This is a genomic window from Pseudomonas sp. BN102 (assembly GCF_029871245.1).
Taxonomy (GTDB): domain Bacteria; phylum Pseudomonadota; class Gammaproteobacteria; order Pseudomonadales; family Pseudomonadaceae; genus Metapseudomonas.
Genome location: NZ_SSON01000015.1, coordinates 1 through 26,990, shown reverse-complemented (window position 1 = coordinate 26,990; position 26,990 = coordinate 1). Strand labels below are relative to the sequence as shown.

21 protein-coding genes are annotated in these 26,990 nt (G+C 68.2%); 1 reads left to right on the top strand and 20 read right to left on the bottom strand.

Annotated features, from left to right (window positions below):
• From E8F12_RS01170 to E8F12_RS01160, 3 genes are all read right to left on the bottom strand, one after another.
• On the bottom strand, positions 1-1,520 hold a 1,520-nt coding region (locus E8F12_RS01170; protein WP_280323452.1), incomplete at its 3' end, for an amidohydrolase.
• A 156-nt stretch (positions 1,521-1,676) separates the two neighbouring features.
• The gene (locus E8F12_RS01165) at positions 1,677-2,234 is read right to left on the bottom strand and encodes an antibiotic biosynthesis monooxygenase (RefSeq protein WP_280323451.1); all 558 of its coding nucleotides are present in this window, start codon (positions 2,232-2,234) and stop codon (positions 1,677-1,679) included.
• A gap of 67 nt (positions 2,235-2,301) precedes the next feature.
• Positions 2,302-2,946 (bottom strand): hydrolase, encoded by a 645-nt coding sequence (locus tag E8F12_RS01160; RefSeq protein ID WP_280323450.1) that lies wholly within the window; start codon positions 2,944-2,946, stop codon positions 2,302-2,304.
• 156 nt (positions 2,947-3,102) lie between these two features.
• On the opposite strand from E8F12_RS01160, the gene E8F12_RS01155 reads away from it, so the two are divergent.
• The gene (locus E8F12_RS01155) at positions 3,103-4,008 is read left to right on the top strand and encodes a LysR family transcriptional regulator (RefSeq protein ID WP_280323449.1); all 906 of its coding nucleotides are present in this window, start codon (positions 3,103-3,105) and stop codon (positions 4,006-4,008) included.
• A 182-nt stretch (positions 4,009-4,190) separates the two neighbouring features.
• Here the strand turns inward: E8F12_RS01155 and E8F12_RS01150 are convergent, their stop codons facing one another.
• The 17 genes from E8F12_RS01150 to E8F12_RS01070 form a co-directional block, all read right to left on the bottom strand.
• The gene (locus E8F12_RS01150) at positions 4,191-5,021 is read right to left on the bottom strand and encodes a hypothetical protein (protein ID WP_280323448.1); all 831 of its coding nucleotides are present in this window, start codon (positions 5,019-5,021) and stop codon (positions 4,191-4,193) included.
• A gap of 162 nt (positions 5,022-5,183) precedes the next feature.
• Positions 5,184-5,936, bottom strand: a complete 753-nt coding sequence (locus E8F12_RS01145; RefSeq protein ID WP_280323447.1) for a hypothetical protein — start codon at positions 5,934-5,936, stop codon at positions 5,184-5,186.
• 11 nt (positions 5,937-5,947) lie between these two features.
• Positions 5,948-6,463: a hypothetical protein gene (locus tag E8F12_RS01140; RefSeq protein ID WP_280323446.1), complete on the bottom strand. Its 516-nt coding sequence runs from the start codon at positions 6,461-6,463 to the stop codon at positions 5,948-5,950.
• Positions 6,464-6,825: 362 nt separating this feature from the next.
• Entirely contained in the window at positions 6,826-8,172 is a 1,347-nt protein-coding gene (locus E8F12_RS01135; RefSeq protein ID WP_280323445.1) for a DUF4157 domain-containing protein, read from the bottom strand.
• 96 nt (positions 8,173-8,268) lie between these two features.
• The gene (locus E8F12_RS01130) at positions 8,269-9,501 is read right to left on the bottom strand and encodes a DUF4157 domain-containing protein (protein WP_280323444.1); all 1,233 of its coding nucleotides are present in this window, start codon (positions 9,499-9,501) and stop codon (positions 8,269-8,271) included.
• An 86-nt stretch (positions 9,502-9,587) separates the two neighbouring features.
• A complete protein-coding gene (locus E8F12_RS01125; RefSeq protein ID WP_280323443.1) occupies positions 9,588-9,953 on the bottom strand; it encodes a type II secretion system protein GspG in 366 nt (121 codons plus the stop codon).
• A gap of 9 nt (positions 9,954-9,962) precedes the next feature.
• Positions 9,963-11,213: a DUF4157 domain-containing protein gene (locus E8F12_RS01120; RefSeq protein WP_280323442.1), complete on the bottom strand. Its 1,251-nt coding sequence runs from the start codon at positions 11,211-11,213 to the stop codon at positions 9,963-9,965.
• A gap of 55 nt (positions 11,214-11,268) precedes the next feature.
• Positions 11,269-15,981 carry a DUF6519 domain-containing protein gene (locus E8F12_RS01115; RefSeq protein ID WP_280323441.1) on the bottom strand — a complete coding sequence of 1,571 codons (4,713 nt, stop codon included), beginning with the start codon at positions 15,979-15,981 and terminating at the stop codon, positions 11,269-11,271.
• 13 nt (positions 15,982-15,994) lie between these two features.
• Positions 15,995-18,358, bottom strand: a complete 2,364-nt coding sequence (locus E8F12_RS01110) for a phage tail protein (protein WP_280323440.1) — start codon at positions 18,356-18,358, stop codon at positions 15,995-15,997.
• Entirely contained in the window at positions 18,355-21,009 is a 2,655-nt protein-coding gene (locus tag E8F12_RS01105) for a hypothetical protein (RefSeq protein ID WP_280323439.1), read from the bottom strand. The genes E8F12_RS01110 and E8F12_RS01105 overlap by 4 nt, the downstream gene beginning before the upstream one ends.
• Positions 21,009-23,570 carry a baseplate J/gp47 family protein gene (locus E8F12_RS01100; protein ID WP_280323438.1) on the bottom strand — a complete coding sequence of 854 codons (2,562 nt, stop codon included), beginning with the start codon at positions 23,568-23,570 and terminating at the stop codon, positions 21,009-21,011. The genes E8F12_RS01105 and E8F12_RS01100 overlap by 1 nt, the downstream gene beginning before the upstream one ends.
• A 12-nt stretch (positions 23,571-23,582) precedes the next feature.
• Positions 23,583-23,969, bottom strand: coding sequence for a GPW/gp25 family protein (locus E8F12_RS01095; protein ID WP_280286787.1), 387 nt, complete (start codon positions 23,967-23,969; stop codon positions 23,583-23,585).
• 1 nt (position 23,970) lies between these two features.
• Complete coding sequence (locus tag E8F12_RS01090; RefSeq protein ID WP_280323437.1) at positions 23,971-24,297, bottom strand: hypothetical protein; 327 nt, start codon at positions 24,295-24,297, stop codon at positions 23,971-23,973.
• Positions 24,294-24,881, bottom strand: a complete 588-nt coding sequence (locus E8F12_RS01085) for a phage baseplate assembly protein V (protein ID WP_280323436.1) — start codon at positions 24,879-24,881, stop codon at positions 24,294-24,296. Before E8F12_RS01085 ends, E8F12_RS01090 begins: the two co-directional genes overlap by 4 nt.
• Positions 24,881-26,026 (bottom strand): hypothetical protein, encoded by a 1,146-nt coding sequence (locus tag E8F12_RS01080; protein ID WP_280323435.1) that lies wholly within the window; start codon positions 26,024-26,026, stop codon positions 24,881-24,883. The genes E8F12_RS01085 and E8F12_RS01080 overlap by 1 nt, the downstream gene beginning before the upstream one ends.
• 2 nt (positions 26,027-26,028) lie before the next feature.
• The gene (locus E8F12_RS01075; RefSeq protein ID WP_280323434.1) at positions 26,029-26,301 is read right to left on the bottom strand and encodes a hypothetical protein; all 273 of its coding nucleotides are present in this window, start codon (positions 26,299-26,301) and stop codon (positions 26,029-26,031) included.
• 10 nt (positions 26,302-26,311) lie between these two features.
• A partial coding sequence (locus E8F12_RS01070; RefSeq protein WP_280323433.1) for a hypothetical protein occupies positions 26,312-26,990 on the bottom strand: 679 nt, incomplete at its 5' end.

Sequence of the window (26,990 nt, the reverse complement as noted above, 5' to 3'; positions counted from 1 at the left end):
TCCGCCGACAGCGCCGCGAGATCGGCCAACTGGCCCACCTTGATCTGGCCCTTCTTGCCCTGCTCGCTGGAGAACCAGGCGCTGCCGTGGGTGAACAGCTGCAGCGCGGTCTCGCGGGAAAGGCCCTGGGGGTACAGCTCCATCCCGCCGACAGTGCGGCCGCTGACCAGCCAGTAGAGCGAGGTCCAGGGGTTGTAGCTGGACACCCGGGTGGCGTCGGTGCCGGCGCCCACCGGCACGCCTTCGGCCAACATGCGCTGGATCGGCGGGGTCTGCTCGGCGGCCTTGGCGCCGTAGCGGTCGACGAAGTACTCGCCCTGGAAGGCCATGCGGTCCTGGATGGCGATGCCGCCGCCGAGGGCGCGAACGCGCTCGATGTTCTTCGGCGAGATGGTTTCGGCATGGTCGAAGAACCAGGGCAGGCCGTTGAACGGGATGTCGCGGTTGACCTTCTCGAACACGTCCAGCATGCGCGAGATGGATTCGTCGTAGGTGGCGTGCAGGCGGAAGGGCCAGCGCTGCTCCACCAGGTGACGCACCACCGGCTCCAGTTCCTGCTCCATGGTCTGCGGCAGGTCCGGGCGCGGTTCGAGGAAGTCCTCGAAGTCGGCGGCGGAGAACACCAGCATCTCGCCGGCGCCGTTGTGGCGCAGGAAGTCGTCGCCCTGGCCGGGCTTGACCAACTTGCTCCAGGCCTGGAAGTCGGCCAGCTCTTCCTTGGGCTTCTGGGTGAACAGGTTGTAGGCGATGCGCACGCTGAGCTGGCCCTGCTTGGCCAGTTCCTCGATCACCTGGTAGTCGTCCGGGTAGTTCTGGTAGCCGCCGCCGGCATCGATGGCGCTGGTGAGGCCCAGGCGATTGAGCTCGCGCATGAACTGGCGAGTGGAGTTGACCTGGTACTCCAGCGGCAGCTTCGGCCCCTTGCTCAGCGTCGAGTAGAGGATCATCGCGTTGGGCCGGGCGACCAGCATGCCGGTGGGCTCGCCATTGGCGTCGCGCTGGATCTCGCCGCCGGGCGGATTGGGGGTGTCCTTGGTGTAGCCGACCACCTTGAGTGCGGCGCGGTTGAGCAGGGCGCGGTCGTAGAGGTGGAGGACGAACACCGGAGTGTCCGGCGCGGCCTTGTTGAGCTCGTCCAGCGTGGGCATGCGTTTCTCGGCGAACTGGAACTCGTTCCAGCCGCCGACCACCCGCACCCACTGCGGCGAGGGTGTGCGCTCGGCCTGCGCCTTGAGCATGCGCAGGGCGTCGGCCAGGGAGGGCACGCCTTCCCAGCGCAGTTCCAGGTTGTAGTTGAGGCCGCCACGGATCAGGTGCAGGTGCGAGTCGTTGAGGCCGGGGATGACGGTGCGCCGGTTCAGGTCGATCACCCGGGTGGCGTCGTCGCGATGGGCCATGGCCTCGGCGTCGCTGCCGACGGCGAGGAACCTGCCGTCCTTGATGGCCACGGCACTGGCGTTGGGTTTTTCGCGGTCGACAGTGTGGAAGCGGCCGTTGAAGAGGATCAGGTCAGCGGTCATGGAACCCCCGGAGGTAGTGGCGTGGGCGCCGCCCGTGGCGCCGGCGAAAGGCAGCGCGGACCAGAGTGCGCCGGCGGCGCCGAGCACCGTGCTTGCGGCGAGGAACTGGCGGCGGCTATTGCTGGATGGGTCTTCGCTCATTTGGTCCTCCTTGGATCAGCGGGTGTTCAGCCAGCTGGCGAAAAATCGCGTCACCGGCGGCATGAAAAGATAGACGACCAGCAACACGATGCTGGCGGTGATCAGCACATTGCTTGCCACGTAACCCCCGAGCCAGGGCGCCAGCCTGAACAGCGGCTGCAAGAGCAGCGGCACGAGCAGGGCGAGCGGCAGGATCACCAGGAAGGTCACGCAGGCCTGCTTCCAGCGCGGCGGCTGGGGTGCATCGGTCGGGGCCGGGGTGAACCAGAACTCCCGTTCGGGGTTGATTTCCAGCTGGTCGCCATCGACGAGAAGGGGGCTGACTTCCTCGATGAGCTGGCGGCGGTCCGCCGAGTCCAGCCAGGTCTGCAGCTGGGCGGTGGAGGCGAAGCGCAGGATGCTGGTGAAGTGGTGCAGGCCGCCCTTGCGGTCGCGTACCACGTCAATGCCGAGGTGGCCGGGATAGCCTTTGGCAACACCGATGATACGGCGCAGCCAGCCTTCGTATCGCTGTTCCTCTCCCTTCCTGATCCGGTGGCGGATCAGCAGGGTCACGACGTCGTCCGGGGTCATCACGGGGTGCTCCGTGCAGCGGATGGAAGAAGGCCGGACGCGGCGTTCGCGTCCGGCCTGCGGGGCGTTACTTCACCTGACGTTGCGGAGCCTTGTGGACCAAGGTGTAGGCGTAGTCCACACCCATGCCGTAGGCGCCGCTGTGCTCCCGCACCAGCTCCATCACGGCGTCGTAGCTTTCCCGCTTCGACCAGTCGCGCTGGTATTCGAGCAGGACCTGCTGCCAGGTCACCGGAATGGCGCCGGCCTGGATCATGCGCTGCACCGCCATGTCATGGGCTTCCTGGGAAGTGCCGCCGGAGGCGTCGGTGACTATGTACACCTCGTAGCCGGCCTCGATGGCTTCCAGGGCCGGGAAGGTCAGGCAGACCTCGGTCCAGAGCGCGGCCATCACCAGCTTCTTGCGCCCGGTGGCTTTCACCGCGGCGACGAACTTCTCGTCTTCCCAGGAGTTCATCGAGGTGCGTTCGATGGGTTGCTGGCCGGGGAACACGCCCAGCAGCTCCGGCCACAGGTAGCCGCTGAAGCTTTCGGTTTCCACGCTGGTGAGGAGGGTCGGGACATTGAAGATCTTCGCGCTCTTGGCCAGGGCCACGGTGTTGTTCTTCAGTTGCTGGCGGTCGATGGACTGCACGCCGAAGGCCATTTGCGGCTGGTGGTCGATCAGGATCAGGGCGGAGTTGGTCGGGTTCAGCAGTTCGCGGATGGACATGGCATTTCTCCTGGAGCGATGGGTAGTGGGTTCTTCCTGGCCGGTGCCTCAACCTGGAGGCTGTTTGGTTCCGACGTGGGATGAAGTTTGTGCTCGCCCATTGAGAGAAACAATTAGCTAAAATTGAACATCATTGATTCTGAAATGGAGACATAGATGGACAGGGTCGAATGCATGCGCGCCTTTATCGAGACCGTGCGCAGCAACGGCTTCGCCGCCGCGGCGCGGGTGCTGGATGTGCCGCGCTCCACGGTGAGCAAGCAGGTGCAGGCGCTGGAGGAGGCGATCGGTGTGCAGTTGCTGGTTCGCACGACGCGCAGCCTGCACCTGACCGAAGCGGGGGCGGAGTATTTCGAATCGGCGCGGGACCTGCTGGCGGCCCTGGACGAGGCCGAGCAGCGGGCGCGGGATGGGGTAGGGGAATTGCGGGGGGTGTTGCGGGTGAATGCGCCCATGTCCTTCGGGCTGCGCAAGCTGGGTCCGCTGATCCCGCTCTTCCATGAGCGGCATCCGCAGATCGAATTGCAGCTGGTGCTCAGCGACCAGCAGGTGGACCCGGTGCGCGGCGGCTTCGATGTCACCATCCGCATCGCCAGCCTGGCGGACTCCTCCATGGTCGCCCGCACCATCGCGCCGGCGCCGCGTTTCCTGGTGGCCTCACCGGCTTATCTGGCAAAGGCCGGGATACCGCAGTCGCCGGAGGAACTGGCCAGCCATGCCTTCCTCGGCTACGGCTACTTGCAGAGCGGGGTCAGCCTGAGCCTCAGCGACGGCCAGGAGACCCGTCGCGTGCAGGTCACCGGCCCCGTGCACGCCAACAACGGCGACTTCCTCGCCCAGGCCGCCGAAGCCGGCATGGGCATCGCCCTGCTGCCCAGCTTCATCGTCGACGAAGCGCTGGCCGCCGGCCGGTTGCAGGCCGTGCTCTGCGACTGGCAGGCGCCGCCCATCAGCATCAATGCCGTCTATCCCTCCGCCCGGCGTATGCCACAGAAGACCCGGGCCTTCATCGACTTCCTGGTGGAGGAGGTGGGGCGGGCCAATGAGCGGTTGCCGTGTTGAGGCACCTGTAGGGTGGATCGCGCCGAGCGGGATTGCCGCTGGAAAGAAGAGCGCTTTCCACCCTACGGGCTGAGGCGGGGCTGCACCGGGTGCCCGGGATCGTTGGGCTTCGCTGCGCTCAGCGCCAACCTACGGTCGGGGTTCCCGGTGAAGGCGAGTGGGCTCTTCAGCCGTGCGGCCGCCTAGAAGCAGGACCGTCCGGTATCGGTGTCGCGCCATATGTGCGCGCCGAAGAAGGCGTAGGCATCCGGGTTGTCCATGCGGCCTGCGGTGGTCTGGCCGGCGGGGGCGGCGGTGTTGCCGGTGGGGTACTGTGCGCTGCCCCGGTTTGGCGGGTGCGCGCCGGCCACGCCGATGCCGACGTCGTGGGCGCCTTCGTGGATGAGGATGATGGCGCGGCAGGTCGGCGACAGCTCCCAGAACGGCCGGCAGACGTGGACCAGGTCGTCGGACTCGATCCAGAAGGCCTGTTCGCCTTCGCAGATGTTCTGGCTGTTGCAGATGTAGTTGGACGCCACCAGGGTGCCGAGGATCTGCCGGTAGTTGTCCTCGATGGTGGCGCGGTTGGCGGCGCTGGGGGTGATGAAGTGGCGGCCGAGCGCCGTCTCGTAGGTGGTGCCGGCCGCCGGTGCGGCGCCCAGGGCGCGACGCGCTGCACCGACGAATTCGCGGGCGCGCTGGCGGGCGGTTTCCAGGCGTTCGTTGGCGTCGGTGATGCCGGTGATGCGCTCGCTGCAGTCACGGAAGGCGGGGGTGGCCGCCGCTTCCGCCTGGGGCGCGGCCTCATCGGCCGTCGCGGCCCCGTCGCCGTTGCGCGCCTGGCGGGAACCGGGCGGCTGGGTTTCAGCTCTGCAACTGGGGCAGTGGCCGCCGCAGGCGCAGGTCGAACGAGCGAACCTGCGCTGGGCCGGGACCGGTCGCGGGGGACCGGCTGTCGCGCAAGTCTGCCGTGCGGCGTCCGGGCTGCGCGCCCTGGGCGCGCGCTCCTCCTGCATCGTGCTGTACATGGCCATGGCATTTTTCCTCCTGCGTGCTGGCCGATATTCCCGGCTATGTGCCCGGCAACCGAGAGCGGGTTGCTGTAGTCGATCGGGCGATTGGCCATTTCATCGGCGGAGAGTCGGTCGGTCCCTCCCACGGCTCATTCGACAGGTCGACAAAACGCGTGTGGGGCATCACTTCTTGCACCGGCTGGAAAAATCACAGGATCCCGGCAGACGCGGGAACGAACAGAAACGAAGTGATCTCGGCCCGAACGTGATGCGGTTCTTGCTGATGATCTTTCCGTTCAACAGGTGATTCTGCTCGACGGTCAAGGTGCACTCCTCGGGCAGCGGTTCCTTCGACGCGATCATGTAGCAGTCGTCGAAGATCGCCTGCGATGTCGTAAAGCTGTTCGGCTTGAGTGCGGGATACAGTCCACAGGGATCGTCGATCTTGGTGAACTGCTCCTGGATCGTGACGGACCCGCCACCCGGTGGCAGGCCTCGTAGTGTGAATCGTGCCAGTCGCGCTACGCCGAATTGGCCTTGCGGCACCTGGCAGCTAGCCTTTTCAGTGCCGGCCAGCATCGAGGAAAATACCGCGGTCACAGGGCAGTCGGCGGTGCTGCCAAGTGGGGTCTCCGGAGTGGGTGTTTCTTCAGGTGCAAACGCCGTCTCATCCGCCACCCCGTCATCTGCCAATGCTTCACCAACCTCGCCCCTCAGACTCACTCGCGACAGGCGGAAGTTTGCGAGCGGGTTGCCAGTTTCGTGCTCGGGCGCCTGACAGCGCGGGCAGGAGCCACCGCACGCACACCCGCTGGGTGCGCGGCGACGGATGTCCGTTTCTCCGCCGGTGTGCCGCTGAGTAAAGTCGGCGGGCCGTTTGACGGGGCGCTGCGCGGGTCGCAGGCGCGATGGTTCGGTGGCGTGCAAGGTTCCCATGATGACGGCCTTCAGGGCCTGATGACGCCGCGGAACGACACCCGCCACGGGTCGGAAACCTTCTCGGTTCCGTTGCACGTATCCGCAAGTACGCCGACGAACGTCAGGTCGAAGTCGGCGAAGGTTCCGATCAAGACGCCCGGCGCATCCTTACCGACGTATTTGTCGCCCGTTGCCCGATTCGGAAGGTACGACTCGTCCATAGTCTGTTTTTCCATGCGATGCCCGTAACGCGCCTTGGGGTCGTTGTCGAGCCCGTCTTCCTGGAAGTTGTTCTGATCCAGGGCTTTGCCACCGAAGACCTTTCCGGACACGTCTTTCAAGTCACTACCGTCCTTGTTCGAGGAAGATTTCATGAAACCTTTGACGAACTGGTGATACTCGCCGCACTCCGCCGCGCAATAGGAGGTTTCCTTGCGGCGATCCTTGGAGTTGGACCATTCCACCCGGACCTCGAAGCTTTCGCGGACCGATCCGGTCGAGGAGCGGATGATCCCGCTGCGAGAGAACGGAAGCGCGGATTTCACTACACATGCCGCCGGCAGTCCCGGCAGGGGGACCCAGGGCAGTGCGGTGCCTTCAGGCTGTCCCGGCCGTACGGATGGAGATTCCGGGCTGTCCGATAGGGGCGCACCCGTCACGGCGGGTGTCGCTGCGTGCGATCTCATGGCCGGCGGTTGCCTGGCCAGGCAACGTGGACAAGCCCCGCCGCAGGCGCAGGAGGGCGCTCGCTGGATCACCGGACTCGCACTCCGCGCAAGCGTGGGCCGAGCCACCGAACGGACGCGCGATGTCGGCTTTTCGTGCATCAGCGTGAACATGGCATTCCCCCCTGCGTGCTGCCTGCATCATGCGTAGGGCTGGATGCAGGCGCGGCAGAACCTGGAATCTAGAACCAGAACCGCTCCGATCGGGTTTCCGGCGTGAAGCGCACCTTGAACGGGACATCGTAGGCGGCACCGCTGGCTTCCAGCCGACTCATCGGGATGGTGACCCATTGTTCGGCGTATGAGCCGCAGTCCCCCGGGCAGAAATCGATGGCGTCGAATACTTCGTACCTTGGGGTGAGTTCGACGCTGACGTAGCCGGTATTTCCCATCAGGACGGTCTTTTCCAGCGTGACATTGCCGTAGGTGATCTTTCGATAGTCATCGCCCGCATCGCTGCTGCCGATATTCCCGGCTATGTGCCCGGCAATGGAGAGGGGATTGCTGTAGTTGATCGGGCGATTGGCCATCTCATCGGCGGAGAGGAAGTTGGCCAACGACATGCCCCAGCGATCGCCATCGCGCATTGGCCAGCCCGGTGCCCTGCTCAGGCGATTGCCGACCATTTCGATCACCGCGTCCATATCGTCCTTGGTGTCCCAGGAGGATTTGAAGGCGGAGACCAGGTAGCTCGAGTCGCTGTCGAAGATCACCGGGTCGAGGCTGTCGCCCGGGCTTCGGCTGAGGAAGCTTTCATACAGGCCCTTCACTTCCGTGCCATAGGTCTCCACGCCTTCGGCGCGCATGTAGGTATTGGTCAGCCACCACTTGCTGCTGTCGATTTCCTCCTGGCTGTCATAGGGCTGGCAGAAGTTTTCGTCGCTGCAGCTACGCATCACGGTGCTGCTCGACCCGCGGTGTTGCTGCACGACGTGTGTGAGCTCGTGGGCCAATAGGCGCCGATCTGCCGGGCTCGTTGTAGCGGCGGCGCCGGCGCCCAGCACGACATCATGGCCGAGGGTATAGGCCTGGGCGTGGAGGTCTTGCGCCGACTGGCGCGCGGCTGCGTCGGTGTGCACCCGAACCGCCGAGAAATCGTGGCTGAAGGCTGATTCGAAAAACCTGCGGGTATCGGTGGCCAGTGGCAGGCCCGGCGAGGCGAGTGCCCGGTGAACGCTTGCGGGTGCCGCCGCGTCGGAGGACGTCGCGACCCTGGCCGACGGCGTGATCTCGGCAAGCGCTAGTCGCTGCCGGTTGTCCGCACCGCCAATGCCGCGCACCGGCTGGGTGGCGGCGATTGGCTCCGTGGTGTCCGGCACGACGGTCGGCGCCAGGCGCATCAGTCGATCGGACACGGACTCGGCTTCCCGTTCGAGGGCATCGCCGGGTGCGCCCACCTTCAATGGGGATGACCACCCGCAACGCGGGCAACCGCCACCGCAGGCGCAATGACCGACCCTGCGTTGCATCCGGGCGCGGCCGGTGGAGGCGGGTTGTCGCGCGAAGCCGGCGGTCGGCGCGGCGCGCATGGGCGATCGATCGTCACGGGAGAATGCCAGGCTCATGGTCATCGCTGCCTCGTTCGTGGCCAGTCCAGCCGATGTCGCGACCCGCCCCGGTTTCGCTCAGGGACACTTGGTCGAACCGCAGGGGTTGGTGTTCCAACTGGTGTTGCCGGTCTTCTTGCGGTGGCAACAGAGGTCCGCCAGCACCGAGCTGTCGTAGCTCACGGTTACCGTGGTGACGCCAATCCGCGTGTGGTAGTTGAGGTCGCGCATCGAGGTGCCGTTGCCGACATGCACGCACGCGTGCGAGCCGGTATTGAGCAGCCCTTCGTGGATGGCCTGGATGCCCTTGAAGAAGATCGCGTAGTTCATGGTGCCGGCGCCGCTCTTGGAATAGCGCGCGCCCTTGCCCTTCTTCGCCACCGGGTCGGTGAGGTTGCCGAGCCGGACATTCTCCGAGTCGGTATAGCCCAGGCCTTCCAGACGCTTGACCTTGGCGTCCTTGACCCGGTCGGTGAGACCGATGCCGAGCATGGTGGAGCCGCCGGCGATGGCCAGCTTCACATTCGGCAGGACCTTGCTCGACGAGCTGCTGTACTTGGCCTCCAGAGTGCCGGTGGGCATGCGTGGCTCCAGTTGGCCGGCCGCCTTCGCATCGGCCTTGTGTCCGTCATCCACCACCGCCTTGTCGAAGTGGATGCTGATGCTCTCCACCCATGGCTGCTTCTTCGGATCGGTGAGGGTTTCGTTGGCGGCGTCGAAGGCGATGGTGTCCGGGCCCTTGCTGCGGTAGCGGGACAGGCTGCGCGCGGCGCCACGCTGCTGGACCACATGGGTCAGTTCGTGGGCGATCAACTGCTGGCCGGCGCGGGTGCCGGGAGCGTACTTGCCGGCGCCGAACACCATGTCGTGGCCCACGGCGTAGGCTTCGGCGTCGACCTCATGGGCCGAGCGTTCCGCCTGGTCGCCAAGATGCACCCGCACCTGGGAGAAGTCGTAGCCGAAGCGCGGCTCCATCTGCCGACGCAGGGCCGGCTCCAATGCTTGGCCGGGGCTCGCCAAGGTCTGCGTCACGCTATCGGGGACAACGATGGATTGCCCGCCGGCGTTGCCCGCGAAGCGCCGGATGCGTGATGACAGGCCGTTGATGCTGGGTGCCGTGGCCGTTGCCATCACCTCGTGGGCCACCTGGTCCGCTTCCCGTTCGAAACTGTCGCCCGGCTCGCTGATGGCCAGTTTCGTCTGCAGCGACGAAGTCTTGTCGCAGCGTGGACAGAAGCCACCGCAGGCGCAGCGGGCGAACGGGATTTGCCGGGACGCCTGCCTCTTCGACTGGGCGGGTTGCCGCCTCATCACCGGGCCGTCCCGGGACAGGCGACCTGACGACTGGGCGCGCGATGGTTCCTGTGGGTGGAACGCCAGAGCCATGGGATCGTCTCCTATTCGCTGGCATCGAAGCTGACGGCGATATCTTCGTCCAGGCCCGTGCCGCCAGCCTCCCCATCGGCGCCAAGGCTGGTAAGCGTGACGGTCGAGCTGCCTTTGACCTGGTAAAGGATATCGCGGCCCCAGCCATCGACCGTGGCGTTGTCGCGGCCGGGGGTCGGCGGCAGGTCGGAAAGACTGGGCGGAACGCGGCCATGGGTATTCCAGTAGGCCCTGATCCGTATCCGGGTAACGCCGATCCGGGTGATGGTGAGATCGCGCGGCGGTATCGTCGCGATGAAGATTCGCGCGAATCCCAGCAGCGCGCTCCGAAGAATTCCGAGGCATGCCGAAAGTCTCGATGGACGCTCCGTCACCATGGACGGTGCCTACCAGTGGCTCGGCGCATCCCTGAACTCCCATTGCGAGAACAGCCGGCAGTTGTGGCGCGCGACCGAATAACCGTCCTGCAGCCCCAGGCGGCTGCCGTTCATGTAATTGACCCAGTTGTCGGCCTGGGCAATGGTGGGCGTATGGGTACTCACGATGCTGGCGCCGGAGACGGGAGCCGGATCGTAGACTTGACCTTGCAGGATCGCGCCCGTCACCCAGCTGTCCCAGCCCAGCCAGGTCGACGAGAACTGCGGCGCCTGGGCTCCGGTGGCGGCGAAGGAATAGCAGCGCTTGGCGCGCGAGGGCCGATCTACGCAGACCTGCTGGTGAACCAGGTTGTTGAGGAACCCCGCGCCGGTATTGCCGGTTTCCAGGGTGATCTCGGCCGTGGTCCCCGACACCATGGGGACGGCGGTTTCAGCGCCGTCGCCCCCGGCTTCGCGACTCGAAGGTGGTGCAGGGGGAATCTCGACGTCAGCGCTATCGCCATCATAGGAGCCGGATGTTCCTGAATCGGCGGTTCCCGGCGTGCCGCCATCGCTGTCATCGAGCTGTCGTCTCAGGTATCCGCTACTTCCTGGCCCATGGCTCCCCACCCCCGATTGCTGCACCACATGCGCGAGCTCGTGGGAGAGCAGGTGCCGGCCCTCGCGGGTTTCCGGTGCGAACCGGCCGCTATCGAATACGATGTGCTGTCCCACGGTGTAGGCATGGGCGTTCACGTCCCGCGCCGATTGCGCGGCAGCCGAGTCGGCGTGCACCTGCACACCGGAGAAGTCCCGGGCGAATCGCGGCTCGAAGAATGCCCTGGTGTCCGCGTCCAGGCCCCGGCCCGTACTGCCGAGAACCGCGTCGACGCTGGCGGGCGCGGTCGGCGCTGATGCCGAAGCACCGGCAGATGCGGACCTGGGTTGCAGCAGTGGCTCTTCGCTCTCCTTTTCGCACTGGGTGCATTTGCGCTGGACACCGGAGGGGGCGGGGCCGAGTGGATGCGCTGCGCTCTCCATGCGCATCACCTGGTCGGCCACCGCGTTGGCTTCGCGCTCGAAGGCATCGTCGGGGGCCCCGACCTTGAGCGCGGATTTAGCCTGGCAGAGCGGACAGGTGCCGCCGCAGGCACAAGGCGAACGCGAAAGCCGCCCCTGGACAACGGCTGGATGCGGCGGACCCGAAGCCGTGGGATTCGCCATTGCCCCGTCGTCTCGGCGCGCTCGATGCAAGTCGGCTTCCTGCAATGTCGTGAACATGGCCAATGCTGTCCTCCTGCTGCGGGCCGCTGCCTTGGCGGCCAAACTGCGATGGCTATTTCTTCGGTGAGGGTTTCTTCGCGACCGCGCGGGCAGTGCGGGCAGGTTTCGGCGCTGGCGCCTGCCCCAGGACCAGCTTCGCCATTTCAGTCAGTTTCTCCGCCTGCTCGGCGCTACCGACGATCCTGACCAGCGTCTTCGGATTGGTCTCGACTACCCCCTCGACATCCTGGATGCCGCCGGCGACCAGCTGTTTGTGCGTGGTTTCGTCCAGGTCGAGCTTGTCCAGCGGGGTGCGCACCGTCGGTTGCGGTGTGGGTTCGGGTGCCGGTTGCGGCTTAGGCTCGGTGGAGGCGGTGGACGTGCCGTAGATCAGCGTGCCGTTGACCGCCACCGATTTCGGCACCACGCGTACCGGCACCACCAGCGTGGCCTGCAGGGTGGCGTCGGCGGTAAAGCGCAGAGCGGTCCTGTCGCGCAGCACTTCCTTGCCGGCCAGGTCCGTTACCCGGGCGAACAGCTCGCCTTCCTTGCCCAGGCGTGCAGTCTGGGCGCTGTCATAGGCGACGCTGAAGGCGCCGGCGGCGTCGGTGCGGCCGACGCTTTCGACCTGGCTGCCGTTGCTGCGCAGCAGGGTGACCGAGTGATCGGCCAGGCCCTGGCCACGGTCATTGATGAAGCGGCCGCTGAAGGTCGAACCGCCTTCGGGCGCCGTCGGCACGCTGACCGAGAGGGTTTCCGCGCTGGTGGCCAGCAGGCGGCTGGTTTCGGCGCCAGCCTGGCTCTTGGCGGTGAGGGCCACGCTGGTCGGGTGCCCGGCGCCGTGCTTCTGCGTCATGCGCGCCGCCTCGGTCTGGTAGGCCTTGGTGGTGGCGACCTGACTCGCATTGACCTGAACGATGGCGCGGGCGGTGGTCTGCTGCGTCAGGGTGGTCAGCTCGGCCGAGGAGAAAGCGCTGGACGAGAGCGTGCCGCCGAGTTGTTCGGCGTTGGCCGCCAGCACCGTGACGAGGAACTGGCCGATGGCCGCGCGGTTGGTGAAGAGCCGGCTGCACAGGGCGGCGTCCAGTACCTGGTTGGGCTGGTCCACCGTCGGCAAGGGGCTCGTCCCGGCGCTCGGCTGGGCCACTATGCAGTGGTCCGCCTGGTTCAGGGCCGTCATGTTCATGCGGATGCCGGTGGTCAGCAGCGAGAGGGTCCGCGAAACGTCTTCGCGCAGCCTCGACGCGGTGGCGCGCACGCTGTCCGCCATCAGCACGGCGTTGGCGAAGAAGGGATCGGCGCGATAGACCGCCGAGGTGTTCGAGGCGTAGCCCAGGTCGTCCACGGCCAGCAACAGCTGCGAGGTGATCGAGCGGTTGGGGAGGCCCAGGCGCACGTAGTTGTCGTCGAACAGGGTCTCGCCGCCGGGCAGCGTGCGTTCGGCCAGGGTGCTGTAGCGATTGCTTCCGGCCGCCGTCGGCTCGAATGCGAGATAGGCGCCGTAGACACGCGCCAGCAGGCGGTGGATACCGCCGAGGTTGAGCAGCAGCACCCCGCCCACGGCCGTGTCGAGGAAGCCGAACAGGCCGCTGAATTCGCTGTTGAAGTGGTTGTTGGCCACCGACACCGGGCCGAAGGCGAAGGCGGTCAGGGCTCTGCCGGCGGGCTGGTCGATGCGGTTGTCGTGCACGCGCAGGGCGGCATGGCGGCCGCTCGAGGTGGACAGCTGTGCGGTGAGCGCCCCGGCGAAACGGATGTACAGGCCGCCACGGATACCGGCGTTGCGGTTCTCCTCGAAGCCGGTGGTGGTGGCGCCATTGGCGGCGAGCACGTTGTCGGTGATCTCCAGGTTGTCGCCGTAGCCGACGAATACGCCGCACACCGGGTCGACGGCGCGGGGGCCGTTGTCATGGATGTGGTTGCCGCTGATCCGTGCCGCTTCGACCATGGCCAGGGAGACACCGCCCCGACCGATGAACTGCGCGTCGGCCAGCAGTGCGTCGGTAAAGGGATTGCGCAGGTTGTGGTGCAGGCGGTTGTTGAGGACCACCAGGTCGCGCACCGGGTCGGTGGCACGCAGCAGCGGCGTCAGCGCGAGGTTGAGCAGCGCGGCGTCGAGGTAGGCGAGCAACGCGGCCTTCGGGTCGTTGCCCGGTATCGCCCGGGTCGGGCCCTTCAGGTCGGTGCCGCTGCGCGGCACGAAGCCGATGCCGGAGAGGCCCATCATCGAGATGTCGTTGGCCTCGATGGTGATCTGGTGCAGGAAGCCACGGCCGCGCGAGGCGGCGCGGGCCGCGAGCGTCACGGCGTTGACCAGCACGCCTTCGTCCCGCGTTTCGGCCACGCGCAGCACCTGGTACTGCGGCGACACATCGAGCCGGTAGCTGCCCGGGGCGGCCTTGATACTGGCCATCCCCTGCGCATCGCTGCGGTCGGTGGCGACCGTGGCGTCTTCCAGATAGAGGTCGACACCGGGCAGCGGTTGGCCCTGTTCGTCCTGCACCAGGGCGAGGAACTGCCCGGTGGAAGTGACGTTGACGGTGGCCTGGGGCGCGGCATTCGCCGGTGCCGCGGCGAGGATGGCGGGAGCCTCGGGAGGTGGTGGCGGCGCGACCGGGTCGAGGTCGCCACCCAGGGTGATGCCATTGCCGGCGCCGCCGACCACGGCGTTTTCCAGGATGCGCACGCGCTCTGATCCGGCGCGCACATGGATGCCGCCGATGGCGCGGTAGGGTTGTTGCGGCAGCAGTTGCGCGATCAGCACGGCCCATGCGGCGAAGGCGTACTGCTGCACCAGCAGCGGATGCCGGTAGAGGATTTCCGGCCGGGCGCAGGGATCGGCGGGGTCGCGGGTCGGGTCGTCGTCGGGTTCGTCCGGCTCGTCGGGCGTCTGATCGATGAAGGGCAGCAGCACCAGGGTGTTGCGTTCGACCAGGACGTCGTCGGCGGCGATCGACAGCGTCGCGCGGCCATCGACTGTGTCCAGCAGGTGCAGGCGGTTCGCCGAGATGATCAGCCCGGCGGCGTCGGTGGCGCGGATCGCATTGGTGCGCGCGATCATGCGGTTGTCGTGCAGGTTCAGGTCGCGGCAGCCATCTTCGCGGCTGCCGTCGATGCGCACGGCGATGGCGTCGAAGCTCACCAGGTCGAGGTCACAGACTTCGATGCCCGCGCAGTCGACGAAATGCAGCAGCGGCTGGCTGCGGGTTTCCGTGCGCGGCAGTACCAGGGTGCGCCAGCGGCAGCCGTGGATCTTCACGTTGCGCCGGCCTTCCAGGCGCAGGTTGGTGCGGTGCACGCCGGGCAGCAGGCAGAGCTCGCCGCCGGCCGCCGGCAGGTGGGTGGCGGCTTCCTCCAGGGAGTTGAAGTCGCCGAAGCTGCTCACCCCGTTGCCCACCAGGAAAGTGCAGCAGAGCTTCTGGTTGGTCAGCGGACGGAAGCGCTTGCGGCAGTCCTCGATGCTGCCGGAGATCTCGGTATTACGCCGGGCGGTCCAGTTGATCTCGGCCAGCGGCACGCGGTGGTAGACGATGCCGCTGGGCGGCGCGTTGTCGATCAGCACCACGGGGTTGGCGATCTCGCCGGCGCGGACGCTGAAGGTCCAGTAGTCCCCCGGCCGGTAGTTGCCGGCACTCGGCGCGTCGAAGGCGAGCAGGATACCGTCGCGCAGCGGGGCGGGGGCGCCGGCATCGGGAAACGCGGTGATGTCGGCGATACCGTTCCACAGCCGGAAGAACACCGAGTCGGTAGTGGCCGGAAGCGTGCCGAAGCTGGCGGGGGCGGCGAGTTCCAGGTCGTGATCGGTATCGAGGGTGGCCATGGTGCCGTACACCACTGTCCAGGCGCCGACCAGCTCGTCGTATTGCAGGGCCTCCAGGTAGAACTCGGTGAGGCCGGAATTGACGATGGCGGCACGGCCGGCATCGATGAGCACCCGGTCCGGGTCGGTGGTTGAGTCGAAGCGGCCGCGACCGACCAGGCCGCCATTCCACTGGCTCCACTTGAAGCGCGCGGGCGCACCGGGCGGAACCTCGGCGATCTCGATGCGGTACAGGCAATGCTCGAAGCCGGTATAGCCGCCACCGCCGACCACCGGGCAATCGCCAACCAGTTCAATCACCGGTTGCAGGGACACGCTGAGACGCCCCTTGGACGCCGGGTCGTCGCGCAGCTTGCCGAGAATCGTGGTGCAGTCTTCGCCCGTTGCCAGGCGCAGCAGGCGCAGGCGGAAATTGACGAAGGCGCGTTCGGCGGTGTCCGGGCCGCCGAGTGCCGGTTCGATCAGCCGGTGCGGATACTGGAAGCCGTGCAGGGACTCTTCCGAGACTTCCAGGATCACCGCATCGCGCGTGCCGTCGGTGATCTGGTCCGAGGTCGGCACGGGGGTGGCCAGCGGCGGTCCGAGATAGGTCGCCAGGCGTGCCACCGGTACTAGCGGGTCGGGCGTAGCGCCCGCCAGGCGGGTGAGGATGCCATCGACCCAGGCGCGCCCGGGGCGCAGCATCAGCTGCACCTGGCCGGCGTTGACCATGGCCGCTTCGACCCGGAAGCCCTGCGGCTCCGAGGCGGGCACCGCGCAGACGCCGGCGCCGATGATGTCGCGCCCGGCCTGGCCGTTCCAGCCCAGCTCCAGCAGCTCGCCTTCGGTGAGGTCGGCGTCGAGGGTCACGCGGCCCTGCTGGTGCAGCACGCCGCTGAGGTTGCGTAATGGGCCCAGGGACGGCGGGTTGACCCCGCGTTCGTGCTGGTGGGGGTCGAAGTTCAGTACGGAGAAATCGCCTTGCATGGCTCCCCCTTCGTCAGGTGACGGGTACTACCAGCGGCCTCACGCCAACCGGCATGAATTCCCGTAGCCGCACGTGCAGATTGGTCCACTTGTGCGCCTCCAGCAGGAAACCGAAGGCGCCCATGGCATCGTCGTCCGGCCCGAGTTCGCGCACGCGGCGGTCGGTTTCGCGCTGGAGCTGCGCGTAACCCGGGTCGTTGAAGCGTTCCGAGGTGAACAGCACGCGGGCGTCCGGCGCATGGACACAGAAATGGTTGGGCGGCAGGCGGTCGGCGGCGCTGCTGAACGCGCTCCACTTGATGCAGCCGCGCTGGTTGTCCAGCACCTCGAAGCGCTGGGTGAAGATGCCGCCCAGGCCGCCAACCGCGGCCACCCGCACCGGGCCGAAGCAGGTGAGGCCGGCGAAGTCCAGGGCGGCCGCCCAGTTGTTCGTCGGATCGGTCGCGGCGGCAATGGCGTACAGCCCGGTCGGCGCATCGTCGAAACCCAGGCCGGCGTCGATCACGCTGTCCTGGATATCGAGCCGGTAGCGCAGGTCGACCGCGAGACTGCCGGTGATGGAGCGCTGGATCACGATATCGGGCGTGGGGACGAAGGCGTCGATGTCGTCCTGGTCGCTGAAGCCGTAGCCGTCCACCAGGCGCAGCGCGGGTTGCATGGGCGCCCGGTCGCCATTGCGCAGGCTGTGGCCGCCCGGCGCCAGCGTGCAGCCGATGATCTCCAGCCGCGCCACCGCCGCCCGGTCGATCAATGCCTGGCCGGTGGGGAAGGGCACGGCTTCGTCGGGGGCGATGTACAGGCCCTGCAAGCGCACCTGGGGCTCGAACGGCGTGGCGTCGCCGGCCACCACCGGACGCAGCGACAGCGGTTGCGCCAGCAGCAGGATCGGCCGGTGTTCGCCGGCGGCGCGAATGGTCAGCGACTGGGCGAGCCGCAGGGAATGGGTGCCGTCGATGGCGGTGCCGGGCAACAGTGAAATATCGATGCGGTGCACCAGGCTGTCATGGATCTCGATCACCACCGGCCCGCTCGCATCGGCCAGGCCATCGAGTGCGGCTTGCAGGGTCATGCCCCCGACGACCTCGCCGACCCGGCGCAGCTCCGCCGTGGGCGCGAGCACCGGGTAGTGGCGCGACACGGGGTGGGCACCCACCGGTCCGGTGGCGCCATAGGTGAAGCTGGCATACAGGCGCGAGACCGGGCTGCCGTCCTCCAGCCCTATCAGCTCGTCGGCCTGCTCTGCCGTTTCCACGCCGACCAGCACGCGGCCGATATCCGGGTCGATGACGATCTCGCCGATCCGCAGCGGCCGGCGCAGGCCGGTTTCCCAGGCGCAGAGATTGTCGCCGCGATAGCGCCAGCGCCACTCGGGGAGCGGAGCCGGGGGCACCAGCAGCGGTGCCAGTGTCTGCGGCATGAACAGCTGCAGGCCGACGTCGCCCAGGTCGAAACCGCTCGGCGGCGTGCTGCCGGCGTCGTAGAAATCGACCTGCACATAGGCCTCGGGATGGCCCGCCGGCGAGCCGCTGGTAAGGCGGGCATCGAGCATCGGCCCGGGCACGGCATCGGCTTCGGTCAGCGGCGAGATCACCCCGCCCGACGTGCCGGGGCGGAGGAAGCCGGGGCGGCTGGTGTTGAACAGCCGTACCGGGATGTCCAGAGGGTGCAGGTCGAAGCGCAAGGCGAAGCGCGCCAGCCCCGGGGGCTGCACGCCGAGATCGATGGCGCCCTTGGCCAACGGCAGCACCCGCGGCAGGCGATAGGCCGCGAGCCGCCAGAGGAAGATCGCCAGGTTGGGCAGGTTCAGGTGGCGCTGGTCGTCCAGCGCGGGCTTCAGGTCGGCGCTGTAGGCGAAGGGGTCGAAGGGCGTGCCGAGCAATGCCAGTGTGGCCGGGTCGCGGATCGGCGCGGTGCCGCCCCGGGGCACGTCGAAGCGCGTCAGCGCCGGGGTGCCGTATGGCGGCTCGCCGCCGGCGTCGGGCCGCTGGTGATTCAGGTGCTGCGACCAGGCGAGGTTCTCGCGCAGTTCGACACCGCGGCAGGCCCAGCCGGTGAGGTTGACTGCCAGCCGCTCTATGGCCCCCAGGGTACCCTTGCGTCGGCGCAGGGCGATGGTATCGGCCACGTCGGCGCGCAGGGTGCGCGGGTCGCCCTTGAGGTGGGTGGTGCCAAGCAGGTCCGCGAGATAGGGGATCACCCAGTCGTCGCAGGTGTCGATGAACAGGTCTTCGTAGAGCTGCGCGATGTGCTGGTGCAGCGCGCCGAACGGACCTTCCACCGCCGCCAGGTAGGCGCGCAGCTGGTGCGCCGGCGTGACCTCGGCGTCGCGGGTGCGGTAGATCTCCGGCAGGCGCTCGAACAGCGGCACTGTGCTCATGGGCATTCCCCTGCGGATGGCTCGCTGACCGGGGTCAGCGTGAGGTGCTGCGCGGCCAGTTGCAGCAGCTCATGGGCACTGCATGGCAGGACCTGCGCCGCCGGGCGGGGCGCCGCCGGCAGCGGTAGCGTGGCCGGGTTGGCGACCCCGGCGGCGAACAGGCCGAGCGCGCTGACCTTGCACCAGAGCACGCCGGCCACGTTCTGCAGATGTCCCTCGATGCGGCTGGCGTACTCCGGCTCGCCGAGCCGCCGCCCGTGCAGGCCGAACAGGCCGCTGCGCTCGCTGGCGCTATCGCCGGCCAGGCCGAGGGCGGCGCGCAGGGCCGCCTCGACATCCTCCTGGCGGAAGCCGGGGTCGCGGGCATAGCTGATGTCGACGAAGGCATGGCGCAGCAACGCCTGCTGCACCACCAGCGGGAAGCGGTCCGGGCCACGGCAGCGCTGGGCGTGGGCCAGCGTCGCCTGCACGGCGGCGAACTCGGCCTCGCGTCCGGCCGCCAGCAGCACCCGCAGGATCACCGCGGGCACGCCGGCATGCAGGTCCCACGCGGCGGCGGCGGTCACCACGCCGGGCACGCCGAGGGTCTCGCTCTCGTAGTCGCGGATGCTGACCAGCCGGCCCAGGCTCTGCACCTTGCCTGGTGCCGCCTCGCGCGCCTTGTCGCCGGGCTCGGGCTCGGCGCCGCCGGAGACGATGCCGGCGAGCGACAGCTTGTCGAAGCCGGGCGGACGCTCGCTGGCGCTGGGCGTGGCACCGGCCTTGATCGGGCCATGGGCGCCGACCCCGCTGCGGTAGCGGGCCACGACGTTCTTCAGGCCCGAGGGCAGGCGCGCGCCCGTCTCGCCGTCGCCGAACTGCACGAAGCTCTGGCCCTGGGCGTTCTCCCGCACTATGTAGACCTGCTCGTCCGCGCCTCGCCCGTAGAAGGCGTCGACCCGTGCCCAGCGACGTCCCTCGACCCAGATCTCCAGCTCCGGGGTTTGCGGCGGCACGCCGCCGGCGGAGAGGAAGTAGGTCAGCGGTGATTTCGGCAACGGGAAGGTCTGCCAGGCCTGGCGCTGGTCGCCATTGCCGAGCACCGCGTCGCGCTCGCGCTTGCCCTGTGAGGCGTCGACCAGGTTGCCGAACACGCTGACCAGGGGGGCGGCTTCGTCGAAGTCGGCCGGTACGAAAGGCAGGGGCGGGCGGTCGAAACTCAAGGGCCAGGGCTGCGCGACATCCGGCGTCGGTGTGGCGACGCTGCTGGTGCAGACCAGTTCCAGGCTGCGCCCGTCCGGGTGCGCCAGGTACAGGCGCCGCCCGGCCAGGGCCCGCGCCTGGCTGGCGGTGCCGTAGAAGAACAGGGCGTTGCTGCCGTTGGCGAAGGCGCTGCCGGTGGGGGCGGACAGCGGTTTCAGCCGGAGCGTCGGGCTCGTCACTTCGTGCAGCAGGTAGTCGCGCACGTCGCTGAAGGGGGAACCCAGCCCTGTGTGTTTGACCAGCGGCTGGTTCAGCGTCAGCAGCGTGCTCGCCGCGTTGAGGTTGCCGAAGCCGATGGTGCGGGTCTCGACCGCGGCGATGCTGCGCACGACGCTCAGCGCCACCGGTGTGGCGACACCACTCTTGCCGACCCGTGTCTGCACTATCACCTGGGTACCCGGCTGCAGGTCGGAGATCTCCGCATCCAGCGGAATCAATGTCGACGGCAGGGGGATGGATGCGCTGGTGTTGTAGCAGCTGTGGTCCTTCTCGATATGCCGTTCGAACCAGGTAGTCGACTCCAGCGCCCCGACTATCTCGCTGCCGCTCTTCTTGCTGGTCACCGTCCGCGGCGGTGCGTTGTGGCCGAAGTGGCGGAACGAGCGGTTGATCCGATAGGCCGTGACCGGTTGGGTCCAGGCCTGCTGCAGGGGCGCTTCGATCTCGACCAGGACCCGGCCGAGCCGGCGCGTGACCTGCTTGACCTTGACCACCTGGGGCGCCTGCTGGCTGCCCAGGCTCGTCCCGCCGCTGGTCCAGCCCGGCTCCGGCGACTGCAGCAGCAGGCGGTCGCCGACCTTCAGGTCGAAGGCGGCAAGACTGGCGCTGTCGGTGGCGTTGTCCACGCCATGCAGCTCGAACGCGGTGCTGCCGGTGGCCAGGGTCGGCTCATAGTGCCGCGGCTGGTATAGGTTGAAGCGGCCGAGGTGCGGCCAGGCGAGCAGCTCGGCGTTGGTCTCGAAATCGGCGGGTGTCGCCTGGTTTTCCAACTCTACCTTGACCGCGAAACCCTGGCGGATGCTGACCGGCAGCTCGCCGCGCGCCTCGAAGGCAAGGGTCGCGCGGCCGCCGATGCCCGGCGCCAGGCGGTAGCCGGTGAGCCGCACCAGTTCGGCCACGCTTTCGCGCCAGGCGGCGGTGCGCAGGTAGGCCTCGTTGGCGTAGTGCTCCTGGTAGAAACTGAGGATGTCACCGAGGATGGCGGCGCCTTGCAGCAGCGCTATGCCGGGATCGTCGGCCCCGCGGTGGGTCCAGGCGGTGAGCTCCGGGGCGGCGTCGATACTGCGGCTCATCGCCTCGAGGAAATCGGCATAACGGCCGATGCGGTAGGCGATGCGCGGCAGGCCGGGGCGGTTGTCGGCGCGGCGCGGGAAGATGAAGGGATCGGTGATCAGGGGATTGCACGCCATCATCGCCTCCCGCCCTGGATCTCGAAGCGGACCAGTCCGCGTTCGAGGTGGTCAGGGTCGTTGGCCAGCAGCACGGTCTCGTCGAAGCCCATCTCCAGCACCGCTGCGCCGGGTATGCCGGGCAAGGGCGCGGAGAAGCGCTTCATGCTGATGCTCACCACATGCCTGATCCCGGCGATACGCTGGATGCGGCCTTCGAGCATGCTGCGGTGCAGGGACTGGCCGAAGGTCCATTGGTCCGGGTGGAAGAAACCGGGGCGGCCATCGGACGTCCAGGCATCGGAGAACTCCTGCTCCAGCACGAAGCGCAGGTCCTCGCGCCAGTAGGCTTCGTCCGCGCAGACCACTATGCGGATTTCCAGGGGCACGTAGCGTGGCGGGCGCAGTTCGATGTCTTCGCCGATCAGCCGGACCGCCTCCAGGTGGGCGGCCACGCGCGGACGCAGTTCGTCCCAGAGTGCGTCGGAGCGCTCGTCGCCCAGGGCGGTGAAACCGGCCGGGTCGATGGCGATGCGCACCGTGCGCCAACTGCCGGTCCAGGCGTAGCGCGCCACCGCCCGCGACACGCCGCTGACCTCTTCGGCGCGGCGCACATAGTCGGCCAGGGTGACGGCGCGCAGCTGGCGCGCACGGAAGGCCTCGGGGGCGTTGCGGCGGATGCGTTCGGCCGGCTCCGGATCGCGCCCGTCGGTGACGTCGAAGGGGTTGGTCACCGCGACCACCGCACCGTTCAGCGCGCCGCTCAGGGGCCCGGCATTGACCAGCTGGTCGGCGCCTATGTTGCCCGCGTGGTTGCCGCCGACCTGGTACTGGGCATGCACCACGGCGCCGGTGGGCAGCAGGCGGCCTTTGCTGCCGTTGCCAAAGCGCAGCAGGCTGCGCCGGTGCTCGTCGGTTTCCACCATGTAGTGGTCGCCGTTTTCCGCCGAGTCGTCGCTGTGCACCAGGCTCTCCACCTCGTCCCATTGCTCGCGGGCGGCTCCGGGCGGTTCCACCTGCAGCCACAGGGTCGAACGTGCCGGCTCTTCCCCGGTCGGCGCCGCACCGTCGCGCGGGGGCAGGTAGGCCAGTGGCCCGGCATCGGGCAGGGCCGCCAGTACCCAGTCGCGGCCATCGCCGAAGCGGTCCAGGCGCCGGTAGTGGCGATGCTTGACCTGATCGCTGTCGCTCGGCAGCAGCGTGCCCGCTTCGTGGAAGTGCACCTCCAGCGGCCGGCCTTCGTGCACCGGCAGCAGGTTGCCGTAGAAGATGGAAATGTCTGTCACGCTGGTGGGCGGCGGGCCGGGGCAGAAGGTGGTGAAGGCATAGTCGAAGCGCAGCGCATCGTCCTCGCGCCAGTGCACGCGGACCATCCAGGTGCCGGTCAGTGGGTCGAGGACGGATTCGGCGCCGCCACGGTCAGGGTCGTCGCCGGGCAGCAGGCGCAGTAATTGCCGTTTGCCGGGATTGCGGCCGGGCAGGGCGCCGGTCAGTGGGTTGAGCACCTCGGCTATGAGCAGCTCCCGCCACAGGCCGTCGCGCACCAGGTCGCGCAGCGCATCGGCCTGCGCCTGCGAGGCGAGGCCGGCCAGGGGCACCAGGTCCGCGCTGGTGCTGCCGGCGGCCAGCGCCGGTTGCGCATCGCGCCAGGTATGCAGGCGCAGGCGATTAAGCAACGGGTCCAGGCGCTGGCGCTGCGGCGCTTCGAGCCGGCGCTGGCGGCTGGCGAAGAACAGGGCGTCGTCCGCGGGCGGGTCGTCGCCGGTCCAGGCCACCAGTTCCTGGTCGTCGAGGCTGAACGGCGCCTGGCCCTCCACCACGTCCAGCGCCAGCCAGGTGCTGGCCTGGTTGCCCTGGTGCAGGTGGTAGTCGACCAGCCGCGCGTGACGCGCCAGGGAAACGCGCTTGCGCGTGGTGGCCAGGTAGGCTTCGGCCATGACGCGGTCCTGGAAGTCGCTGAGTTCGTCGGCGGCGGCGGCGAACAGGTCGATCAGCACCTGGTCCAGGTCGGCCTCGCTGGTGCTGGCCCAGCCCGGCACCCGCTCGGCCATGGCGACCATCAGGGTGTGGCGGAAGGAGTCGTAGTCCTTGGCCAGGTAGTCGATGGCCGGGTTTGGCGCAGGCGGGCGGCCCGCTTGCGGCGGCGCGCAGTCGTTGGTGAAGCACCCGGGGCGGAAGCGGAAGCCGATGGCGCTGAAGAAGGGGTCGATCAGGCTGGCGTTCCAGACCAGTTCGAGACGGTAGGTCGAGTAGTCGCCGACCGGCTCGATGCGCAGCGCCAGGCGTGTCGCGTCGAGGCCGGCAACGGCCGTGACCTGGACCTGCCCGGCCGCGTTGCCGGCGACGATGCGCGCGCCGCCGCGCAGGCGGAACACCTGGCGTGCGCGCACCGGGTCGGCGCCGATATCGGCAAGGATCGCTGCCAGGTGCAGGCCGTTGAAGAAGTGCAGTTCGAGGTCCGCATGGCCCGGGTTCGGTCCGGCCGGCAGCGACACCAGGGCGAGCTTGAGGCCGTCGAGGCCGTGGCCCTGGAGCACGTCGGCGCGATCGTCGACCAGGTCGGGAAAGACTATGGCTGCCATGGCGGGAGGGTCCTATCGGGAGTTGCGCTGGAACTTGATGACGCGCGAGTCCGGGCTGCCGGCCGGCCGGTATTTCACCGTCACCTCCAGCGTCGCCGCGGCGTCGTCCCAGACCACATCGATCAGCTCCACCGTGAGCCGGTGGCCGAGCCAGCGCGACAGGCCGTTGGTGATACGCGCCTTGACCACGCCGCGCAGGGCTTCCGAGGCCGGCTCGAAGACCAGCTTGCGCACGCCGCCGCCGAACTCGGGCAGGAACAGGCGCTCGGCGGGGCTGGTCAGCAGCAGTTGCAGCAGCTCGTCGCGCACATGGGCGTCGTCATTGGCCGGTGCGACCGTGCGTCCGTCGCTGCCGATGCGGAAGGGGAACGCGAGGTGCCGCCCGTTGGAGAGTGCCATGTCATATCCCCTTGGCTTTCTGCTGGGTCTGCACCACCAGGGCGGTGCCCTGGGGCGCCTGCGCCGCGTTGAGGCAGAGGCCGACGCTGGTCTGCAGCAGCACCGGTACGTTGTCGATGGAGGTCTGGGTCGCCGCGGTCACCCAGCGGATGGTCAGGCAGGGCGAGGGGGCGCTGGGGGCGAACGGGCAGCCGACTATCGGGTGCACGTCGGTCTGCAGCAGCATCGGCGCGCCGTCCACCAGCGCCAGGGTGTTGCTGGTGATGAGCTGCGCCGTGCCGCCATGGGGGCACATCACCGTGCTGCTGGTGGTGAGGATCGGGATCATGTCGGCGGCGTCCCGAAGCTCATCGCCCCGTTCACCAGGCTCACGCCGGCCGGGCCGACCTTGATGACGCCCTTGTTCAGCGAGATGGAGCCGTTGGTCAGGCTGATCTCGCAGGCGCCACAGGTGATCAGGATCTCGCTGGCGCTGATGACAATCGACTTGGGGATGCTGGTATCGCCGTGGTGGATCTCCACCTTGTCGTTCTTGTCGTCGAGGATCACCTTGTGCCCGTGTTCGGAGATGATCATCCGCACCTCCGGGTCCCGGGGCTGGGGCTGCTGGTCCGAGGCCCACCAGGCGCCGGACCAGATCGGCTGGTCGAGCCGGCCCGCCTCGAACTCGATCCACACCCCCGAGCCCACCTTGGGCAGCAGCACCATGCCGTAGCCGTCACCGGCGAAGGGCGCGGCCGGCAGCGCCCAGCCGCAGGGGTGCTCGCCGAGTACAGCGGGCACCGTGGCGCGGATACGGCATTGCCCGTTCGGATCGCCGACATCGGTGACGGTGCCCCGGTACTTGCCGAAGTAACTGCCGGCGACGCGCTCGACCAGCCGCTCGACGGTGCTTTCCATCAGATCGTCCATCAGAAGATCTCCACGTTCGCCGATACCGAGAGTTGCAGGCCGCCGCCCAGGGCCTCGGCCACCGCCGCGCCGGAAACCTCGGACACCGAGTTGGTCTTGGCTTCGAGTTCCTGGGTGTAGAGCGACGGGGTGATGCGGTGCACCACCTTGGTGATCAGGTAGTCGCCGCTGTAGGGGGTGGCGCCGGCGTCCAGCCGCACCTTGAGGTAGGGGTTCAGCAGGCCGCCGTAGCTGCCGGGAATGACCTGGCTCACCAGGCGGAAGATGTAGCCCTGGCGCCGCGCCCGCGCGGTGGTGGCTGCCGTCGGGTCTTCGCCGGTGATGTCCGCGGGGGGCATCAGCCGGCGGGGCGTGAGGTCCGCCGGCTGGGCCGGCAGGGCGCGCATCAGGCCGAGGTCGGCGGCGCTGGTCTCGAAGTGGGTGACGCCCTGGTCGTCGACCCGCAGCACTTGGGCGTGGCTGCGTTCGCCGCCGTCCGGGTCCTGCCTGACGCTGGCATTGGCGAGGTTGCGGCCGGCGCCGAGCAGCACCAGCGGCGGCAGGTCGGTGGCGTCCTCCGGGTCGGCCAGGAAGCAGCCGATGCTGGCGCCGGGCGCATCCCCGGGCAGGACATAGGCATGGCGATCGTTGTCTGTGGCCAGCTCGCGCAGGAACTGCAGCACGGTGCCGCGCCGGGTGGTGGTCTCGGGCGTGGACTCGGTGGCGTCGATGCGGGTGTCGCCGATCTGCGCGAAGCGGCCGAACAGCTCGCTGGCGATATCGCTGGCCTTGCGGTTCTCGAAGGTCGGCTCGGTTTCCTCGTCGCGGTTGAGGAAGGCGCTGTCGTCGCGCACCACCATGGTCGCGACGCTGCGGCCGGGCTGCGAGTCGAGGGCGGCGTCGATGCTCACCAGCGGCCCATCGATCAGCGGGGCGAAGCGGCCGTTGCCGATGTCGAGCTCGACCCGCACGCGGGAGAAGGGTTCGCTGGTTTCGCCCGGCCAGTGCAGCCAGGCACCGTTGGCGTCCAGGCAGAGCACCATGCGCAGGCGGGCTTCCCAGAGGGCGTCCATTTCCTGGGTGACCTCGATTTCCTCGATGCGACGCAGCTGCTCCTCGCTTGCGGCGCTGTCGCCGAACCAGACGCGGAAACGTTGCTCGGCCATGGTCAGCTCCCGGGTACCAGCAGGGTTTCGCCGGGGGTTTCCACCAGGCTGCGGCCATCCAGCGCGCTGTTGGCGTCGGCGACGTGCCAGAACTGCGTGGCATCGCCCGTGCGGGCGTGGGCGAAGAGGTCGAGGCGGTCGCCCGCCTGCACCATCTGCGGCTCGCCGCGCGTGGGTGTCAGCTGGCGCAGCTTCAGCGCCACCACGGCTTCGCCGGTGGAGGTGGTGGTCTGCACTGTGGCGACGCGGGAGTAGCGGGAATTGGTCAGGAACATGGGGTATCTCCTAGAGCGGGATCAGTTCGACGATCTGCTCGGCGGTGTTGGCCAGGTTGGCGATGGCCTGGGCTTCCTTGGCGATGGTCGAGTACTCCAGGGCGCCCTTGGCCAGCACATCGTCGGACCAGTCGTCGACGGCGATGACGCTGAGCTGGATGTCCACTTCGGCACGGGTCGGGTTGAGGATCGCGTCGTACTCCAGCTCGGAGATGCTCATGGAGTCGATGGTCACCGGCAGGACCCGCGTGAGGCCCCAGATGAACAGGATGCGCGGATACTTCTCTCGCGGGATGGGTTGCGCCGGCGCGTCATCGCCGCCGCCGCCCAGGGCGTCGCCGATGGCATCGATCGCCGCACCGATGAGGCCGGCGAGCTTCGAACTGGGCAGGACCATCTTTTCCAGCGCTGCCAGTTGTGGGCCGATGCCGAACAACTGGGCAAGCGCCTTACCCTCGTCGAGCATGTTGGCGGCGCTGAAGTGGGCCTTGAAGCTGATCTTCTCGAAGGTCTTCTCGCCGGCCTGGGCGGTCTCGCGCTGGGTGGCGCCGGTGGGGCGCGGCGGAATCTCCAGGGTGCGCGTCAGCGATTCCGGGTTGAACTGGAAGATCACCACATTCGGGATCGGGCCGATCAGGTCGGTGCCGTACTCGATCAGGGCGCCGCGCAGCAGGGTCATGGCCGCTCTC

What these genes read in the sequence shown, in the direction of transcription:
- E8F12_RS01165 (WP_280323451.1), bottom strand. Translation starts at nt 2,234, where the DNA reads ATGACCCCGGACGACGTCGTGACCCTGCTGATCCGCCACCGGATCAGG.
- E8F12_RS01160 (WP_280323450.1), bottom strand. Translation starts at nt 2,946, where the DNA reads ATGTCCATCCGCGAACTGCTGAACCCGACCAACTCCGCCCTGATCCTG.
- E8F12_RS01155 (WP_280323449.1), top strand. Translation starts at nt 3,103, where the DNA reads ATGGACAGGGTCGAATGCATGCGCGCCTTTATCGAGACCGTGCGCAGC.
- E8F12_RS01150 (WP_280323448.1), bottom strand. Translation starts at nt 5,021, where the DNA reads ATGGCCATGTACAGCACGATGCAGGAGGAGCGCGCGCCCAGGGCGCGC.
- E8F12_RS01145 (WP_280323447.1), bottom strand. Translation starts at nt 5,936, where the DNA reads ATGGGAACCTTGCACGCCACCGAACCATCGCGCCTGCGACCCGCGCAG.
- E8F12_RS01135 (WP_280323445.1), bottom strand. Translation starts at nt 8,172, where the DNA reads ATGCGCGCCGCGCCGACCGCCGGCTTCGCGCGACAACCCGCCTCCACC.
- E8F12_RS01130 (WP_280323444.1), bottom strand. Translation starts at nt 9,501, where the DNA reads ATGAGGCGGCAACCCGCCCAGTCGAAGAGGCAGGCGTCCCGGCAAATC.
- E8F12_RS01125 (WP_280323443.1), bottom strand. Translation starts at nt 9,953, where the DNA reads ATGGTGACGGAGCGTCCATCGAGACTTTCGGCATGCCTCGGAATTCTT.
- E8F12_RS01120 (WP_280323442.1), bottom strand. Translation starts at nt 11,213, where the DNA reads ATGTTCACGACATTGCAGGAAGCCGACTTGCATCGAGCGCGCCGAGAC.
- E8F12_RS01115 (WP_280323441.1), bottom strand. Translation starts at nt 15,981, where the DNA reads ATGCAAGGCGATTTCTCCGTACTGAACTTCGACCCCCACCAGCACGAA.
- E8F12_RS01110 (WP_280323440.1), bottom strand. Translation starts at nt 18,358, where the DNA reads ATGAGCACAGTGCCGCTGTTCGAGCGCCTGCCGGAGATCTACCGCACC.
- E8F12_RS01105 (WP_280323439.1), bottom strand. Translation starts at nt 21,009, where the DNA reads ATGGCGTGCAATCCCCTGATCACCGATCCCTTCATCTTCCCGCGCCGC.
- E8F12_RS01100 (WP_280323438.1), bottom strand. Translation starts at nt 23,570, where the DNA reads ATGGCAGCCATAGTCTTTCCCGACCTGGTCGACGATCGCGCCGACGTG.
- E8F12_RS01095 (WP_280286787.1), bottom strand. Translation starts at nt 23,969, where the DNA reads ATGGCACTCTCCAACGGGCGGCACCTCGCGTTCCCCTTCCGCATCGGC.
- E8F12_RS01090 (WP_280323437.1), bottom strand. Translation starts at nt 24,297, where the DNA reads ATGATCCCGATCCTCACCACCAGCAGCACGGTGATGTGCCCCCATGGC.
- E8F12_RS01085 (WP_280323436.1), bottom strand. Translation starts at nt 24,881, where the DNA reads ATGGACGATCTGATGGAAAGCACCGTCGAGCGGCTGGTCGAGCGCGTC.
- E8F12_RS01080 (WP_280323435.1), bottom strand. Translation starts at nt 26,026, where the DNA reads ATGGCCGAGCAACGTTTCCGCGTCTGGTTCGGCGACAGCGCCGCAAGC.
- E8F12_RS01075 (WP_280323434.1), bottom strand. Translation starts at nt 26,301, where the DNA reads ATGTTCCTGACCAATTCCCGCTACTCCCGCGTCGCCACAGTGCAGACC.